Origin of the sequence: Rhodococcus sp. BS-15, from assembly GCF_000813105.1 — a bacterium.
Taxonomy (GTDB): Bacteria; Actinomycetota; Actinomycetes; order Mycobacteriales; family Mycobacteriaceae; genus Rhodococcoides.
Window position 1 is genome coordinate 46,368 of the sequence record NZ_BAOX01000003.1, and the last position, 17,623, is coordinate 63,990.

The 17,623-nt window shown below is 60.2% G+C and carries 13 protein-coding genes and 1 pseudogene; 6 read left to right on the top strand and 8 right to left on the bottom strand.

Annotated elements, in window-relative coordinates:
• Positions 1 to 860: 860 nt before the first annotated feature.
• Positions 861 to 1,268, bottom strand: coding sequence for a hypothetical protein (locus RHBS_RS00975; protein WP_128644605.1), 408 nt, complete (start codon positions 1,266 to 1,268; stop codon positions 861 to 863).
• 199 nt (positions 1,269 to 1,467) lie between these two features.
• On the opposite strand from RHBS_RS00975, the gene RHBS_RS00980 reads away from it, so the two are divergent.
• From RHBS_RS00980 to RHBS_RS01000, 5 genes are all read left to right on the top strand, one after another.
• A complete protein-coding gene (locus tag RHBS_RS00980; RefSeq protein WP_128644606.1) occupies positions 1,468 to 2,445 on the top strand; it encodes a bile acid:sodium symporter family protein in 978 nt (325 codons plus the stop codon).
• Between the two features lie 167 nt (positions 2,446 to 2,612).
• Positions 2,613 to 3,605 (top strand): NmrA family NAD(P)-binding protein, encoded by a 993-nt coding sequence (locus RHBS_RS00985; RefSeq protein WP_128644607.1) that lies wholly within the window; start codon positions 2,613 to 2,615, stop codon positions 3,603 to 3,605.
• Positions 3,602 to 4,387: an SDR family oxidoreductase gene (locus RHBS_RS00990; protein WP_128644608.1), complete on the top strand. Its 786-nt coding sequence runs from the start codon at positions 3,602 to 3,604 to the stop codon at positions 4,385 to 4,387. Before RHBS_RS00985 ends, RHBS_RS00990 begins: the two co-directional genes overlap by 4 nt.
• A gap of 46 nt (positions 4,388 to 4,433) precedes the next feature.
• Complete coding sequence (locus RHBS_RS00995; RefSeq protein ID WP_128644609.1) at positions 4,434 to 5,150, top strand: TetR family transcriptional regulator; 717 nt, start codon at positions 4,434 to 4,436, stop codon at positions 5,148 to 5,150.
• A gap of 16 nt (positions 5,151 to 5,166) precedes the next feature.
• Positions 5,167 to 5,601 (top strand): GNAT family N-acetyltransferase, encoded by a 435-nt coding sequence (locus RHBS_RS01000; protein ID WP_128644610.1) that lies wholly within the window; start codon positions 5,167 to 5,169, stop codon positions 5,599 to 5,601.
• A 626-nt stretch (positions 5,602 to 6,227) separates the two neighbouring features.
• On the opposite strand, the gene RHBS_RS01005 is transcribed toward RHBS_RS01000, so the two are convergent.
• The 3 genes from RHBS_RS01005 to RHBS_RS01015 form a co-directional block, all read right to left on the bottom strand.
• Positions 6,228 to 6,563: a DUF5663 domain-containing protein gene (locus tag RHBS_RS01005; RefSeq protein ID WP_128644611.1), complete on the bottom strand. Its 336-nt coding sequence runs from the start codon at positions 6,561 to 6,563 to the stop codon at positions 6,228 to 6,230.
• A gap of 689 nt (positions 6,564 to 7,252) precedes the next feature.
• Complete coding sequence (locus RHBS_RS01010; RefSeq protein ID WP_187298312.1) at positions 7,253 to 9,793, bottom strand: type IV secretory system conjugative DNA transfer family protein; 2,541 nt, start codon at positions 9,791 to 9,793, stop codon at positions 7,253 to 7,255.
• Positions 9,730 to 10,914 (bottom strand): hypothetical protein, encoded by a 1,185-nt coding sequence (locus RHBS_RS01015; protein WP_128644613.1) that lies wholly within the window; start codon positions 10,912 to 10,914, stop codon positions 9,730 to 9,732. Before RHBS_RS01015 ends, RHBS_RS01010 begins: the two co-directional genes overlap by 64 nt.
• Before the next feature lie 1,375 nt (positions 10,915 to 12,289).
• On the opposite strand from RHBS_RS01015, the gene RHBS_RS01020 reads away from it, so the two are divergent.
• Positions 12,290 to 12,736 carry a hypothetical protein gene (locus RHBS_RS01020; protein ID WP_236745320.1) on the top strand — a complete coding sequence of 149 codons (447 nt, stop codon included), beginning with the start codon at positions 12,290 to 12,292 and terminating at the stop codon, positions 12,734 to 12,736.
• Positions 12,737 to 13,078: 342 nt separating this feature from the next.
• Here the strand turns inward: RHBS_RS01020 and RHBS_RS01035 are convergent, their stop codons facing one another.
• From RHBS_RS01035 to RHBS_RS01050, 4 genes and pseudogenes are all read right to left on the bottom strand, one after another.
• On the bottom strand, positions 13,079 to 13,933 hold the full coding sequence (locus RHBS_RS01035) for an EAL domain-containing protein (protein WP_187298313.1): 855 nt from the start codon (positions 13,931 to 13,933) through the stop codon (positions 13,079 to 13,081).
• 120 nt (positions 13,934 to 14,053) lie between these two features.
• The gene (locus RHBS_RS01040; protein ID WP_237668909.1) at positions 14,054 to 15,349 is read right to left on the bottom strand and encodes a lipase family protein; all 1,296 of its coding nucleotides are present in this window, start codon (positions 15,347 to 15,349) and stop codon (positions 14,054 to 14,056) included.
• 20 nt (positions 15,350 to 15,369) lie between these two features.
• Positions 15,370 to 16,957 (bottom strand): annotated as a pseudogene (locus RHBS_RS01045) (GMC oxidoreductase).
• 102 nt (positions 16,958 to 17,059) lie between these two features.
• Complete coding sequence (locus RHBS_RS01050) at positions 17,060 to 17,611, bottom strand: TetR/AcrR family transcriptional regulator (RefSeq protein WP_128644615.1); 552 nt, start codon at positions 17,609 to 17,611, stop codon at positions 17,060 to 17,062.
• Between the last annotated feature and the right edge of the window lie 12 nt (positions 17,612 to 17,623).

Consider the following 17,623-nt stretch of genomic DNA (forward strand, 5'->3'; position numbering starts at 1 on the left):
CGCTGCAACGGCGCAGGGCTACTCGGTACTGGCCGTGCTGGGCGGAACCCCCGGATGGGCGCAGGGCGGCATCGCCTCACCACTGCCCGGTGCAGTTCCGTTGGATCCCAACGCCTTCGGCGCATTCGCCGGCGCAGCTGCGGCGCACCTCGGTGAGCGCGTCGACCACTACGAGGTGTGGAACGAGCCGAACATCCCGACGTTCTTCGCACCCGTCGACGCCGTCCGCTACACGAACATGCTGCGTGCGGCCTACCCCGCGATCCACAACGCCGACGCCGGAGCCACCGTGCTGAGCGCCGGGCTGGCGACCACCATCAACGCCGGAGCCTGGACCACCGCGCCGGTGACCTTCCTGCAGCAGATGTACGCCGCCGGAGCAGGCGGATTCATGGACGCCGTCGCCATGCACCCCTACACCTTCCCCTTCACCGTCGAGAACGACCCCAACGGACAATGGGCACAGGTGGATCAGGCATACGGCACGATGGTGGCCAACGGCGACGGTGCCAAGAAGATCTGGATCACCGAACTCGGCGCACCCACCGGCAACGGTCCCATGGCCGTCACCGAGGACGCACAGGCCGCGATCATCGGCTCGAGCCTGGCCAAGGCGTCGTCGCTGCCGTACGTCGGCCCGGTCTTCGTGCACTCGCTGCGCGACTCGGGCACCGACCCCGCCGATTCCGAGCAGAACTACGGACTACTGCGCACCGACTTCAGCCCCAAGCCGGCCTACGACGTGGTGCGGGGTTCGTAGCGCTGCAATTTTTGCTGGCGAAGCGCACCTGATCGTTCACGATCGCACCGTGCACGCGGGAACCCGCGCACTCGACTCGATACTGAACGCTCAGGTCCGGTTACCGCCGGCTCCGATCACGGGCACGCGCACGGAATTCGCCGATTGCGAGGACAGTCAATGCGACCCCCAACAGGGTGAGGGGAACTTGGGCGAGCGGAGCGTCGACGTCGAGTACGACGATCTGCCACACCACCCACGCGATGGTCACCAACCCCACCAATGCGACGCACACGGCAGCTTCGGAGGCGTCGACGAGCACGGCAGCCACGCAGATCAACGGTCCGAGGCCGAGGAAGATCAGCACGAACAACCCGGATATGCGGTAGTCCCAGGTATGCCATTCGGGGAGCATTCCGACGTTCAAACCCAGTGACCGCCCGCTGGGGTCGGAGACCAACGACAGTCCGTTGTACGTCCCGGCTGCGCCCAACAGGATCAGCAATGCCACCGTCGAGAGCTTCTTCACGGTGGCGTCATGCGTTCGTCGTCCTTCGCTTGTGGCCGGCAGCGGTTCACGTCAAGGTCGATACTGCCAGAACGAGTCCGATTGGTCTTGTTCTATTCGAGTGTCTGCAACGTGAGCACCTGCCCGTCCAGGCTGCCGCTACGCTCGGTGGGTTGCGCGCCCGCCCTGGACCGTGCCCCGACCGCACAGGAGACTCCGCATGCCCAAGCTGAAATCCATCAGCGAGTTCACCGGCAAGTGGTTCGCCCTGATCGTCGTGGCCGCAGGAGCACTGGCCCTGATCACTCCCGACACGTTCAGCGGCGGCACTCCGGCCGTTCCGTGGCTGCTGTCCATCATCATGCTCGGCATGGGAATGACGTTGCGTCTGTCCGACTTCGACGTCGTCGCTCGACGACCGTGGGCACTGTTGCTCGGTGTCGCCGCGCAGTTTCTCGCGATGCCGCTACTCGGTCTGGGCATCGCCAATCTACTCGGCCTCTCTGCCGCACTGACCGCAGGGATGGTGTTGGTCGGTTCGGCTCCGGGCGGCACTGCGTCCAACGTGATGGTCTACCTCGCCAAGGGCGATACCGCGCTGTCGGTGGCCATGACGTCGGTGTCCACCTTGCTCGCACCTGTTCTCACGCCGCTGCTCGTGCTGTGGCTCGCCGGTGAATTCCTGCCGGTCGATGCGGGCGGGTTGTTCGTCTCGATTCTGCAGATCGTGCTGGTTCCCGTCGTACTGGGCGTCGTTCTGCGCCTGCTGTTTCCCGCGGTGATCGATCGCATGCTCGACGCTCTGCCGCTGGTGTCGGTGGCTGGGATCACCGCGGTGGTGCTGTTCGTGGTTGCCGCCAGTGCACCGACACTGCTGTCCATCGGAGCCCTCATCGTCCTGGCCGTCGTGCTGCACAACTCGCTGGGACTCGCCGTGGGGTACGGCATCGGCAAGGCGTGCGGACTCGACGTCGCCAGCCGACGCGCGATCAGCATCGAAGTCGGCATGCAGAATTCCGGATTGGCCGCGGCTCTGGCCTCGGTGCATTTCAGCCCCGCGGCAGCCCTGCCCGCGGCCATCTTCTCGGTGTGGCACAACGTCTCGGGCTCACTACTCGCCAGCTACTGGTCTCGACGTTCGATCGAACCGCGGCCGGCCGAGCGACCAGCGGAGTCGACACGCACGACCACCGACTGAGGCTGGATTCCACTCCGAATCCGGTGCAGCTAGCCGCGCTCACAGCGCGGTCAGCTGCACCGGATTTTTCAGTTCTGGGGCCGTAGCGCTCTTGCGTTATCTGCATTCATTATGCAATATTCGCAACAACGCTCCGCATCCGCCGAGCGCACCGTCGAGGAGGCCTCATGATCACAGTGACCAGTGCCGCGGGTGGTGTCGGCCGCTTGCTCGTTCGACAGCTCGCCATACAGGACGTGCCAGTGCGGGCGGTGGTCAAGAACGGCGCGCAAGCTGCGACCACCCGCAAGGACGGGGCCGTCGAGGTTGTCGTGGGCGATCTCAGATCGGAGGACACGCTTCGCAGGGCCTTGGCCGGGGCCGACGTCCTCTACCACGCAGCACCCACTCAGATCATCGACGAGAAGCCCATCATCGATCACATGATCGAACTGGGACCGGCAAACAGGCTGCAGCACATAGTTTTCCATTCCGTGATCCATCCGAACCTGCATCAATTGACGCACCATCACCAGAAGGACATCGCCGAAGGAATACTGCGGAACAGTGGAATTCCCACTACGGTTCTCAGACCGTCGCACTACATGCAGAACTACCTGGAAGTGTGGGAATTCCTGCAGGCCGGAGTCATGCCGTACCCGGTTTCACCGGACAGCGTGATGGGCGTTGTCGATGTCGCCGACGTCGCCGAAGCAGCCGCGAACATCCTCATCGACCCATCCCCGCACACCGGCTGCGTCTACGACCTGTCCACCGTCGAACTGACACGACACGAGATGGCGCAGATCTGGTCCGATGTGCTGGGCCACCGGGTCACCGCCATTCGGATCCCCCCATCGTCGTTGACGAACCAACTGAACGTGCTGCCCGCACTCGCCTCGGTCGTCGGGCATGCAGTGCAATCGACGAAACTGAACTCCATCGGCCACCTCGTGCGCGGCGCCAAGGCCGCGTCGAACCCTCGCGACATGAAGAATTGGCCCGCCGATGCACGCGAGGCGTACCGCACGATGATGACCCACTACGACGGCCACGGCCTCCCGGCCGGAGACCTGACGGTTCTTCCGACTCTGCTCGGTCACGCACCGACGTCGTACGAGGAGTTCGCACGCCGCTCGGCCGCCGAGCTCGGGCGCGCGCCCGTCGGTTCGGACCGATGAACCGCCGAGATTCTCGCTACCGACCGGGCCGCTCCTTGGTGACCGGTGCAAGTTCGGGAATCGGTGCCGAGTTCGCCCGAGCACTGGCCGCCCGAGGCTCCGATCTCGTACTCGTAGCTCGACGCGAAGACCGCCTGACCACCTTGGCGAAGGAGCTCGAGCAAAACCACGGAATCCGTTGCCGCACAGTGTCCTGGGACCTGTCCGAGGAAGCGAGCGGACGCCGACTGCGCGAGGCCGTGCCCGAGCAGATCGATCTCGTCGTCAACAATGCAGGGTTCGCGGTACAGGGACCATTCGCAGACGGCGATGCCGAAAACTTCGAGCGCCTCATTGCCGTCGACATCCGCGCTGTCGTGGACATCTGCTCGGCGTTCCTACCGGACATGATCGACCGAGGGGACGGAACCATCGTCAACGTCGCCAGCACGACTGCGTTCCAGCCCGTCCCGTCACTCGCGGTGTACGCGGCCGCCAAGGCATTCGTGCTCAGTTTCAGCCAGTCCCTGTGGTACGAAGCAGGACAACACGGCGTCAGAGTGTTCGCGCTCAATCCCGGCCCGACCCGCACCGAATTCTTCGACGTCATCGGAGACACCGCTGCAGCAGCCGGCACATACCAAACACCGACCGAGGTCGTTGCTACTGCGATGCGCACACTCGACGCCAGACGGTCTCGCCCGCAGGTGATTTCGGGCCGACGAAACACTGTTCAGGCCATCGCGGCGGGTCTCGTCCCCGCGCGAGTTCTACTGCCCACCCTCGCGCGGATGCTCCGCTAGGCTCGGGCCGAACTCGGCACCTGACGAGGAATGTAGTGTCACGACCATGGCCAGGGTCTCCAGATTCACACTCGCCGATAGGCAGGATGCGGTCGCCCGTGCGTTCGGCGGTTCCGAGAGCCCGGCGGACGTGGCGTCCTCGCTGGGCATCCACACCACGACGCTCTATCGCTGGGCCGGGTCTTCGGCTACCGACGAACCCGGGCCCGCAGCGGCCCGACTGATCGAGGCCACCCAGGAACTGCTGCGAGACTCCGATTATGCGGACATCACGATCGAAAGTGTCGCTCTCCGATGCGGTCTCGCGCCGAGAACCGCGTTCCACCACTTTCCCACCAAACGTGAACTCTTCCAGGCCGCCGTCGACGACGCCGCCACCGTGCTGATCGGCCGCATTCACGAAAAATCGGCGGCCGCCACTTGGCCGGGCACCCCACTCGAGCAGCTGCAGACATTCCTTCGCATCGCGGCAGCGAGCATCTACGACACCCCACGAACCCACGTCCTGTTCCGCAATCTGGGAGTACCGAGATCCGAGGGCTCGGCAGAACGCTGGCACGACAGTTTCGTCGACGCGATTGCCCAGTTGCTCCGGTCCGCCTTGGAAGTAGGGCAAATCCATAGCGACACAGATGTATTCGCTGCAGCCCATCTGCTCACCGGCGCCATGCGGGGGATCCACAGTGCGGTGTTCGAAGGCGTCGATGCCGACATTGCACTGGACCTGGTCGAGAGAGTTCACCTCTTGATCCCACCTCGATGATCGAAGAAGGACCTCCATGTCGAATCTCCACCATGCTCCACTTGCAGGCGTAGACCCGAGCACCCTGTACCGCATCATGGCGCTTCGGGTCGAGGTGTTCGTACACGAACAGAAGATCGTCGACGAGCCGGAACTCGATGGTGCAGACCTGCTTCCGACGACGGAGTTGTTCTGGATCCACGACGAGAACGGCAAAGTGTTGGCCACCCTGCGCGTGCTAGTCGACGACGCGGTCCACATAGGACGCGTCGCGACCGCCGTTCAGGGTCGTGGCCGCGGCTATGCAGGACAACTCGTCGAGGCCGCACTGACGGCATACCCCGGGGTGGTCGAGATCTCCGCGCAAGCGCACCTCGAAAACTGGTACGGGCGCTTCGGATTCGTTCGAGTGGGAGAGCAGTATCTGGAAGCGGGAATCCCGCACGTGAAGATGCTCACCCGCGCCGATTGAGTCTGCGCCGTGCTGGCGATCAGCAGTCTCGTGACCAGAACTGCCGGTGGAACTGTCGCACTCGACGCTAGCCCCGGCATCGAGCCCTGCGCAACCAGCCGGACCGTACAAGAACGGACTGGGCCGCCTGAACGAATGTGTTGCACAGGGGAGGTGTCGTCGTCTGCCCCCGTCACGTCGTCGTCGGCGACGCAGACGGCGTAGTTGTCGTAAAAGCTCCCATGTGGACGACGTGATAGTCACGGCCGAGGACGTGGTGCACACCAGGCCTCGAAACGGAGCTCCTCGTCCAGAATGGGCTCGTCAGGTCAGCTAAGGGGTCAGCGAATTTCGCTCCACTCCGGGTCGTTATTCGCGAGATCCCCGCTCCATAGTAGTCGAGTCGAGCATTAGTCGCAGGTCACGATCCGGGTCGAGGTGAGAATTGCCGGTCCATGAACGTGCACCAAACGCGCTCGACGAACAGGGAGCATCCTAGGCAGCGGCATTGCCGACTGGTGCCTGCCGCCGCCCATCGCGGTCGACTTCTACCCCTTCGTCAAATACCAGCTCCATCGAATGTGACAGGAACGAACCTCCGTCTCCAGCCGCTCAACCGTCGCGTCGGCGTGAAGTACAGATTAGGGTTAACCGTTTTCGTACTTCAAAATGTCATTCGCGCACACCTTGATCTCTAATTTCAAAAGCTGAAACATCTCGGCCACTGTCTCCTTATATTGCGGAACGTTTAGCTGAAGAAATTCAAGGGCGCGTTCGTCCCCTGGCGTACCTGAGTCAAAAATGCTCTCAAATTCATCCAGCTGTTCATTCGTTAACCCCTCAGATAGCTTGTCGCCGACGCGTAACTCGAACGTCTCGTAAACGAACTCAAGAAAATGCGGCCGCAACCAGTTGGGGAGATCTCCTAAACCGCATTCGACCAGGTAGTTGTCGTCAAAAGCCTCCTCAATCAATAGAACCACCCAAATCTACGATAGTAGACTTAAGCGATCGACCTCGCTCAAATTTCCCAAATGTAAAGCTGGCACCGCCGTAGCGGGGAGACACTAGCGCCTTTCTGGCCCCAGTCAAGCCGTCCGAGGTGGAGCAAACAACCTGCAAAGACGCCCGCGTATTCACGTTGCAAAACTCAACGAAGCCCACCAGGTCCCCGGATTCAAAAAATGATCTAAGCGGCTCCGACAACCTCCTGAGCGCAGACGGCACCATTAAGTCAGGTCGCAAGACCAAAGTTCGATAGCTGAGATTCAATACGCCGGACACGCGGCTATTCTTGTTCGCTGTGCCAATGAACGCAAACTCATCGACCAAAATCGGCACTCTGACCAAAGACTGGCTACCTACATCTTCATTACCACCAGGTACAAATAGAAATACCGAAAACGAAACATCGATCAGCGGCCTTCTACTCCGGTTTACGAATTTGACTCTCATTTCATCCGGTCCGCCGTTTCGAGGTGGCGGACTGAAAACGCAGACTTCCGAAGAATACTGCCCCCGAGGCGCAATCGCGTGCCAAAGTATCCACCAGGTGAAAATGGACGACAATACGCCAACCGGAATTCCCCATAGTACCGCCGCCATGTATGTCAACCCTTCCACTAAGATGTATAACTCCGATTTGCAGAATCGATCTAGATCAAATCAGAGGTCATTCATTGTCCCCCGATTCAGCACTGTGTTTTTCAGACTCCTGACCCTTAGTGCTAGCCGAGCCCGGCTGAATTTCCGAGTGCTTAGTTAAACGAACACCATCGCTATTGCGAGGCGCCGATTTCTGGTTCTGACTCACCGCTCCGGTTTCCTGATTCAGTTTCTTCCTCTTCTCTAGCCACTCGTCAAGGAAAGATGGTGTCGCCGATCGGTCGGTGGCGGCAGGCTTCCTCTGTTCATTACGTGCCCGACGCTGCTGCTCACGCGCGCGCACCACGCTGCTCTCAATCAAGGATTCCCGCTCCACAATCCCGGCACTAAGGTCGCTCCGGTTCTTAACGCGTCCCAATAACCTGTGCCGTTCACGAATCTCACGCCTAGTTTCCGAATACCCCTCGTTACTTGAGGCGTTTGGCACTTTGACTGTAAAAAGAGACTGTTCCCCGGACACCAGCGCGCTGACTACAGGCGTGTATCGTGGAAGACGCGTCAGCGACTCTGCCTTCAATCCCAGATAGTCGGCAAAATATCGATTATCCTCCGGGCTCGATCCGAAGACAGCCATGTTTAGGACGTTCCCTACTACGGCTTCGAGCAGCCTGCGGCTGGACGTACCACTGTAGCGAGAAAACTCCTCTAACTGGCGAAGATTTTGGTTAGCAAGCGTGAGCCCGAGCCCGAACTTACGGGCCTCAGCTACCATCTCATCAAAATCTGTTGTTGCGAAGTTCTGAAATTCATCAACATACAGGTAGAACGGTTTAAGTTGCTTTCCCCGATTTAGACGTGCACGACGGAAGACTGCCTTGCGCAGACATTCTTGAATGTACGATCCGAGTAGGGTTGAAGCCGACCTGCTCATCTCCCATTCCGGAATAGTCACAAGAAGAATACCCGACTCCGACACGACATCGTCAATGCTGACGGTGCTACGTCCACCGCCCAATACCTGCCCGAGAAGATGATCCCCATTCATTTCGCTAAACTTCGACAAGGCCCAGTTTAGAACTTGCGCTACCTCTTGATCACCTTGACGATCGAAGTTTTGCCATTCACTGATCAAATCTTGGTCGGTCAGCGAATTCTTTATCCACAATCTGCGTTCTTTGGTTTGAAGTATTCGTGAAAGCTCGACCACCGTCCTTTCTTCGATTGGGTAGCCAGACGAAGCCATCGAGCGCAGCGTTAGCCGAACGAGCGCCTCAAAACGAGGCCCATAGAATTCATGGAACGACTGACGAGTGATCAAACGAATAAAATCTTCGATAGCCAAAGCTTGTTCGCTGGCATCGTGAACATCGAGATCCAGCGGATTAATCACCGGGATACATTCGGGGTCGCCAAAGTCAAGCAGAAGTACTTCGTCTTTTCTCTTGCCCGCATGGCCGAGAAGATACTCGACTAGATCGCCGTGCGGATCGATGACAGCGAGGCCACGGCCCTCTTCGATATCCTGCCTGGCAAGGTGCTTGAGTAAGTTGCTCTTACCCGAGCCTGTGCGTCCTACGATATACAAATGCTGTAGACGGCTCTCGTCACTCAGTCGCGGGTGCACGTCCTGGTCGCCGGTGGCAGATTCGGATACCGCAGTGCCAAGTGATACACCGGAGGTTGCGATCGGAACTTGCCGTAAACTTCGAGTGAAGCGTCGCCGCTGCGCTAGACCCCTACCCTCAATGTGTCCGTATGGAGGATGCGCAATGCGAAGCACTTGAGACGGTGCCAGGCCTAAACGGAGCGTGCCATCAATCTGAGAATTCGGTGGCGTCAACCCGTACAGCTTTCCTGCAACTACCCGAAGAACCGAGGTTTGAATTTCCGCGTTACTAGTAACTGACGTACTGAGGTCTAGCGCTCGAACCGCATCGAGTTCTGCCATAGCGCTTTTTAAGTAAATACTGTTCGCAACTTTTTCCTCTGCGCTGGAATATTCAACGTCGAGATGCGGAGTCGGAACATTTGATTGCACCAGTCCATCGACGGGAGTTACGAAGATTACTAGACTGGAGGGCTCAGGCAAGACACGCAGATAGTCGACCACTGAAGACCAGTCGTCTTGTATTTTTGGGACAACGTTCCCCGATTGGGGGAGTTCATAAACATGATCCTGCGCCGGCGGCTCGACCAGCTCAAGAGATGAAACACTCCATCCTTGCCTAAACGAGATCATCATCAATTGCCCAATGGAGGCCATCAGCTCAGTTTGAATTGATTCGCTCTCGCTCGCACAAATTAGGTACACATCGAAAAACGGAACCAAATCGCCCGCTGACGATCTTTCGGTCCACAATCTATACTGAAGTTCAACCTGCCCAGGTTCGTAGGTGGCAAGTAATTGAAGTATGTGAGCTTGATCGCTTAACGACTTGGCCGCATCTTCGCCGGTGTAGTTGCCGAGCCTGAGGGCAAGTAAGACATGGCGACCGGAATCTGTTCCAGCTCCATCTACCGCGCCGTTCCGTCCACCTCGTGCAGTCAGCTTCCGGTCTGAGTGCTTAGGCCGTATCCTGTTCTGAGTCCGGGTAACTTCGTCAAGCATCGATCCCATCTCGCACCGCCGGAGACCATCCTCAACAATTCCTTGCGCAAACGGTCAAGTGCCTTATATCTTACATCAATCGGGGACCGAATTTCACTAAGTCGCAAATGCCTTGTATAAAGGGACCAGTCCGCCGAGTCACCTTTTGCCCGCCTGGAACGTCTTTCCAGATTTTTCAGCGCGTCTACGAGTATTGGGTTGGACGAATTTGACTCAGCGTATGCCAACGCCCCGGCGACCTGGCCGGTAAAAGACGGGTCCTGAAATTTACTTTTTGGCCATTCATTCATCATGTCAGATAGGCTTGCGATTCCTTTGAGCTCCCCGAGATCCGACGCGACGTTGTCGTCATACAATAGAGCCGATCGCACCGTCAGACTGTTCCTAACTGATTGCAGACCCTTCGGAACTGTTGGTGAGCCATTCCACTCGACGATCAGTATTCCTTCCGCACCTGGAGGTAGCGGATCGGTTCCCCTGCTGTTTACGAAGTCGATGGCCGACATGAATGCCGCGGAGACAATCGACCCGCCGAACGCGGCATGATTCGCGACGGCCGTGGGCCTCCTCGGCACCGGGCCAGTAAATTCCGCCGTCGACTTTGATAGCGCCGAGACTAGGTCCATGTCCGATTCAGCATCGCCTTTCTGCCTTAGATGGTCCATACAAATGGCAAGACCAACCCGAATTCGATTATCTTTCGAATCTACGAAATCAACTACGGTTCGCCCTTCTCCCGGATCCATAACTTCGCCCTGCGCGTCGTGCTTCTTGGAAACAACTATTGGATCGCCAGATACCGGAACGAACACCGCAATATTTCTTTGGATGAACTTATGTGCGTCAATTACGCCCGACTGTTTCAGGTGCACTACGTCCTCGGGTCGAATGTACCCAAAGCCTGCGAAGGTCGCGATCCTATCTCTGTGACCAATGAGTACTGGCAGCGCGGACGGGGGTATCGAATTTTCGGGAAATACTGCAATATCGGCCTTCTCTTTGATCATAAACGTGAGGAGCTGGCCTATTTTCAGCCGCATATAGTCCTCGTACTCACGGATATTTGTATCGATAATAGAATCGATTGCTTCCGTTATATCTATCCCAATTTGAGAATCCAAGAAAGGCCGGACATCTGTTGTCCCGTTAATGAGGTCTTCGGTCGTAAATAGTGGCTCCTCCGGTGCCAGAGTCTTAGCTGGTTAGTCATGACTCTGGGGACGTAATCGATTTGGACTACCGCTACCTTGACCATCGGTCTCCTCACACTTGACTTGGCCAAAGATTACATCGTCCTGGCGATGTCCACATAGTTGTACGCATGAAGAGTCATGAGTCTGATACCGCACCATCGTGGGTCTGCCCGAGCAACCTCTGGACGAGCAACCTAAGTAGTTGCACATTCCGCTGGTCGCTTTTTCGTCAACAGGTCGTTTCGCTGCGAGTGCTCGCGGCACCGGGCCGTTGCAAGCACCCCTCATTGCGGTCGGCGAACCCGGCCGCTTCGGATTTTGCCCACCGCACGCTCCGTGCCACCCTCTCCGCCATTGTTTCATGTCATTCGGACGGATGATGGACGCTGCGGCTCACGATGGAGTAGCTTGCACGGATGCCCAAGCAGTGGCAAAGACTGACAAGACAATTACTAGACTTAGTCGCGGGTACTAGTCCGCGCCGCACTGGGCTAGCCAGACATTAACCTGAGCTGCAGTAGTTACTTTTGTTTTGAACGTCGACCACTTCAGGATCGCCATTTTTTTGCGTGAGCTTACGTCATCGCAACCTCAAACGGTTCCCTAGCCGCGAATTCTGCCGTTGTGTTCACTCTTACCGCCAATGCGCTCCTGACAGCCCGTACCCCAAGAATAGTCCTCTGCCGGCGAAAAGGAACCGATCACAGTTCGAGACTGATCATGCGATGGTATTCAACCTGGACGCCCTTCCTTGTAAAATCCAGTTCGAAGAAGGAGGAGAAAGCGTCCCCGACATATAAACGAGTCCTTGGACTTCATCCTTTACTGCCGTTCGACACCGCGGATGATCGGGTACCGGCGACCCAGTGCCAGCTCTGCTCCGTGCCCGCAACGCGGGCTTGTGCACCGCAGCCCAACCAGATAGCCAGGGCTTGGAATGATATTTATGGCTGCCTTAAGTTACTGCGGGTTAGTCAGAGAAGGGAAGGGGCCGTGTCCGTAGCGCGGCCAATCCGCGCAAGGCATCTACCAAACGCCGAGCTTTACCCAATTTTGGTAGGTGGCCTCTATCGGCACTTTTGAGCGGTCTGCCTAGAAATTCCGCCAAGGAGGCGTCAACTGGGGAGGGGCTCAAGCCTCGACTCCGCGGGTGCGAGGCCACGACGATCGGTCCTCTGAGCACTAGTGCACTACCGAGCAGAATGCCGGTCACCCCGAAGGACCCGGCGACTACGCCGACTGTCAGCGGAATGAGGATCTACCCTGGTCTGTCGGCCGACAGACGCAGCCCCATTGCCTCCCGATGCGTGGATCTCGGCCTGATCGGCACCTCCCACGATCTGGGCTGGCGCAGTGGTCACCGGGCGCGCCTACACCGTCTGGACCCGATCGGGCGACAAACTCCACAACCAAGGCTTTCGACCACGCCCGCCCCGGCGACGTCATCGTAGTCAACGGTTCGGGTGACGACACCCCCGCCCTCATCGGAGATCTGATCGGCATCCGTGCGAAATCACTGGCGATCGCGGGCTTCGTCATCGGTGGTGCCGTCCGCGACGCCGATGCGTTGGCCGAACTGGGACTACCCGTCTTTGCCCGATGCGTCACACCGGCCGGGCCCTACAACGACGGACCGAGTCGCCTGAGCGAGCCTCTTGCACTGCGAGGTTTCGTCGCCTACTCCTGTGATGGAGCGCCGCCGACGCAGACGGAGTGGTCGTCGTCAAGAGTGCGGATGTGGACGACGTAATCGTCGCGGCCGAGGACGTGGTGCCACGCGAGGCCTCGAAGCGCGGGAGCTTCTCGTCCGGCATGCGTTAGTCGGGTCGATTCCAGGTAGGCACTCCGTGCTCCACTCCGGAGTCCTAGTCGCGGGGACACCCGCAGCCGAGGCCCGGGCTGGAGCACAACAATCAGGTACACGATTTCTCTCGTCGTACAAGAACCGTTCCCCGATCATCGCGCCCCTGATCAGCTACTACAACACCGGAAACCGCATCGCCGACGCCCAACGCGCAGCCGGCCTCCAGCCGACTTGCAGCTCGGTCGTCGGGCTTCTGCTCACCTTCGTCTTCGGACTGCAGAGTTTGTACTACCAAATGGAGCTGAACAAGATCACGGCGCGATACAACGACGTCGAGCAGGGAACGGTAGTCCCTCTCGCTGCCTGAGCCACACACTTCTGGGCTTCCGGTCGACAGTCAGTCCCGCGTGAACTGATGCATCGCTGCAGGGCGACCCAGTCGATAGCCCTGCAGCAAGTCGGCCCCGATCGACGTGGCCGCATCGAGATCCTCGTCGGTCTCGATGCCCTCGAACACGCAGCGCGCGCCGGTCTTCGCGCGAAATCCAGGATGAGTTCGGCCACCACCATCTTGATCCGGTTCTCCCTCATGCCGTGCACGACGAACGCGTCGAGCTTGATGACATCGGGTTCGAGCAGCACCAGGTGACGCAGACCCGCGTAGCCCGAGCCCACATCGTCGACGGCGATGTCGACGCCGCCGCGTCTGAGTTCGGCCAGCACCGCCAGCACCCCGACCTCGTCGTCGATGCTGGCATGCTCGGTGATCTCCACGATCAGGTGCCGTCGTTGGCCGAATTCGACGAGATGTCCCACCAACGAGAAGTCGGCCAGTAGTGTTGCGGCACAGAGATTCACAGCAAGGAACGATCCGTGCGGGAGCTGAGCGGACTCCCTCAGGGCATTCATGACGGCAGACGTGTCGAGAGCTGCCCCGAGTCCACAGCACACGGCGTCGGCGAACCAACTCTCGGTGGTGCCGCCGCCTTCCGGAAAACGTGAGAGAGCCTCGTATCCCTCGATCGAGCCGTCGACCGCGCGAACGATCGGCTGAAAGACGATGGTCGGACCACCCGAGTCGATGACAGCCCGGATGCGACGCGATACATGTCGCCGGTGGGAGGCGTCCCTAGTCGGTAGCACGGGCCCGCAACGGAATGACCGGGCACAGCGTCACCGACACCGCACTCCCCCTGATCGACCCGCTCACCGCCGAGGGATCAGGAAATTGTCGCATCTCCCGCCATCGCCAGCGGTCGATGATCAGTCGAAAGTACATGCTGCCAAGGGACGATCGGCGAACCTGTCCATCAAGAACTGGGCAGCTTCTCCACCGTAGCCGTCGATCAGCTGCGGACCGAAGTGGTTCGGCAACACCGCGCCCTGCAGAATCGGCGGCAATGGGTTGCTGTTGAACTGCACGGTCGCACCGCGACCGCACCAGTCGTCCGCCAACTGCCGGGCCTGGCCGTACGGCACTGTGTCGTCGTTGATTCCGCTGGTGATCAACACCGGAGCATTGGGTGTACGCCGTCCGATGCGTTGCTCGTCGAAGATCTCACCGGCCTGGGGAATGGCGCGAAGGTTCTCGAGCATCGACTTGCCGTCCTTCGTCAACGACTCCGTGCGCAGAAACGGATGCTCGAGAATGGTGTCGCCGATGCATTCGGTCGACAGTTCGTTCAGCACCGCCTTGCCGTGATCGGTGAGCCTGCTGTGCACGAGCGGCTTCAACGTGGGGTCCCGCTCGATGAAACCGTTGAGGGCATAGCCGATCACACCGCCGATCAGGGTGCCGTCGACCGTCCCCAACACATCCAGTAGGTCTGCCGTCGGTGCGCCTGCCCACGTTCCCTTCAGATCGAGTTCCGGTGCGTATTCCGACGCGAGTTCGGCGGCGGCCGCTGCGGCACCACCGCCCTGCGAGTAGCCCCAGATTCCGATGGGCGCGTCCGCATCACCCGCGAGTTCGAGTGCGGCGCGGGCACCGTCGAGAACCGCATGACCTTGCTCCGCCCTGTTCACGTAGGTGTGGATACCGGGTGTTCCCAATCCGATGTAGTCGGTGACGAACACGTTCGCGCCCATCGACCCCCACAGGGCCGAGGACAACAGTTCCTGGTTGAACGAGATCGACAATGGTTGTGTCACAGCGTTGATCGAGGTCGGGAAGGCTCGCGACGGTGCGCACTGGTCTCCCTGACCCATCGTGCCCGGTGCCACGACGATCGTCGGACGCGGGCCCGCACCTCGCCACGGCACCTCGGTGTCGATGAACGTACCCGTCACCCCGACGGGCGCACCGTCCTGCGTGCGGGAGGTGTACATGACGCGCTGTGCCTGCGCTGGATACACCCCGTCCGCACCGGGCAGAGCGGCGAACAACGACATCGGTTGCGTCCGAACGACGGACCCGGGATTGTCTTCGAGTTGCGCAGGTGGCACGTAGAAGTCGTCGACGGTATCGGCGTGCGCCGTCGAGGTACCGAGCGCGGTCACCGACGATGCCAGCAGTGCGGTGCCCACGAGAACACGAATCATGGTGCGATACGGGTACATCGGTCTCTTTCTTCCGAGTGTCAGATGACGGTGCCGAGGTCGCGAGCGACGATGTTGTCCAGTGCTCGTTCGGCGAGCGCAGCGATGGTCATGGACGGGTTGCAGGCCGCGGTGTTGCCGGGCATCAGGCACCGTCGAGCACATACAGTCCGCGTTGGCCGTGTACGCGGCCGTCGAGGTCGCACACCGGGCCCATGTTGCCCCGCCCAACGGATGCCAGGTGGATGGAAACAGCGCATTGGTGTCGGTGAGAATGCTGCCGGTACCGGCGATGCGACGAACCGTCGGGCCGATGGATCCGTCCTGAATGACGGCGTCGCCGTTGGCCGGCCAGTGCAGCTGGGCCTGGTCTCGCGTCGAGTCGTAGCCGAAGTGGCCGCGCCCGTTGCTGACTCCGTAGCCGACGAGCATGGTGCTGCGGGCATCGAAGGACAGTGGTGGTATCGATGCCTGGATGACGGTATGCGCGGTGCGCGGGTCGTCCCAGTTCAAGCTGCCGAACACCACCGGACCACCCTGCGGCGCACCGAATTGCTGCTCGATGCTGGACCACACGTAGATGCGGTCGGCGTTGGTGCCCCAGCCCTGCCCGAGTTCGTCGGGCAGATCGGGAATGGCCCCGGTGGCGCTCGCGCGGACGAGCATCTTGGTGGTGTTGAGGCTTCCCGCCGCCATGATCAGTGCACCGGTGGTGAGGATCTTGTTCTCCAACACCGTTCCGTCGGAATCGATTCGGTCCACGTGGACGATCCAGCGGCCGTCGGCAGCGCGCTCGACATACGTGACGTTGTGCTGTGTTGCCACGGTGGCCAGACCGGTCGCCTCGGCGGCCGCGATGTAGGTGACGTCGACAGAATGCTTGCCGCCGTTGTTCACTCCGAAGGCACCCGCACCGTTGGTGTACGACGGCGTCATCACTCCGCGCGTCTCGTCGAGCGCGTAGTTCCAGTCGATCGGCATCGGAATCTTCGACACCGGCAGCCCCGCCCGACGCGCACAGTCCGCGAACACCCGCGCCGCTTGGTAATTGGGTGTGTCGATCAACTCGTCGGGAGCCTGCGCGAGCTGCAGCATCCGCGCGACCCGGGGGTAGTGGACTGCATTCAACGTCGTCCAGTCGAGCTCGACCGGAAAGTGTGTCTCGAACACGGCCTGCGACGGCTGCAGCGTCATTCCCTGATAGATCAGGGATCCGCCGCCGACACCCGCGGCGCACAGCGCGGTCATGTTGTCGCCGGGGACGGCCTCGAGCAGACCTACGTACGGATCGAACGGAACGGGCCTACCGAACAGATTGGGGCTCGAGCCGTACCACAGCATGCGCTTGTCCGGCGCGGTCGCGTTGGGGAAGGTATTCGCATTCGGACCTGTGGGCCAACGCCTTCCGCGCTCGAGCACCAGAACGGGTATGCCGGCCTCGGCCAGACGCAATGCCGCGACGCCACCGCCGAATCCCGATCCGATCACAACGACGCGATGGTCCTCACGAGTGAGCGGAACCTGAGTTCTGGTGCCGGTGGCTGCGCGGGCCACGCCGGTACCCGCCACTGCGGCCAGGCCTGCAACCGCAGTAGCACCCAGAAATGACCGACGGTTCAGATTCGACACGTTCCCCCCACAGTCGCGGATGCGCACGCACCGAGACTCGGGTCACACGTACGCGCCGTGCAAAACTAGACAGAAGTGCCGGCGGGTGTCAAGTTTTCCGGGCTAACCAAAAGGCAGGACGGGAATCAACCAGCGCTCGAGATAGTGACGCAAACCGTCGTCCTCGTGAATGGAGGGGTCGTCGAACAGGATCACCGACAGACCCACCCGCACGATGACCCCGTCGATACCGTCGAACTGCCGGGAGTCGAAGCCGGGATTGTGCTCGACGTATCCGTCGAGGAACTGGCGCACCACAGGTAGCGCCCGATCCATCATGTCCGCGTCGAACAGTGGGTTCGCATTGCCCGAGCGCAGCAACGAATTGAGAACCGGTTCGCGCCGAATGAGGTTGCGGGCGGCCACAAACGTCTCGACGATGAACTCCGTCGGGGTCTCGGCTTGATCGGCCTTCTCCCTGATGCCACCCAGTACCTCGACGATGAGCCCCACCATCGCCTCGGAAATGACGTCCTCGCGGGTGGTGAAGATCGAATACACCGTCTGACGCGTGACACCAGCAGCACGAGCCACGGCCGCGATCGTGACGCCCTCGAAGCCGGACTCGGCGATCAACCCGAGGGTGGCATCGAGAATCTTCCGCTTGGACCGCATGGTCCGATTATG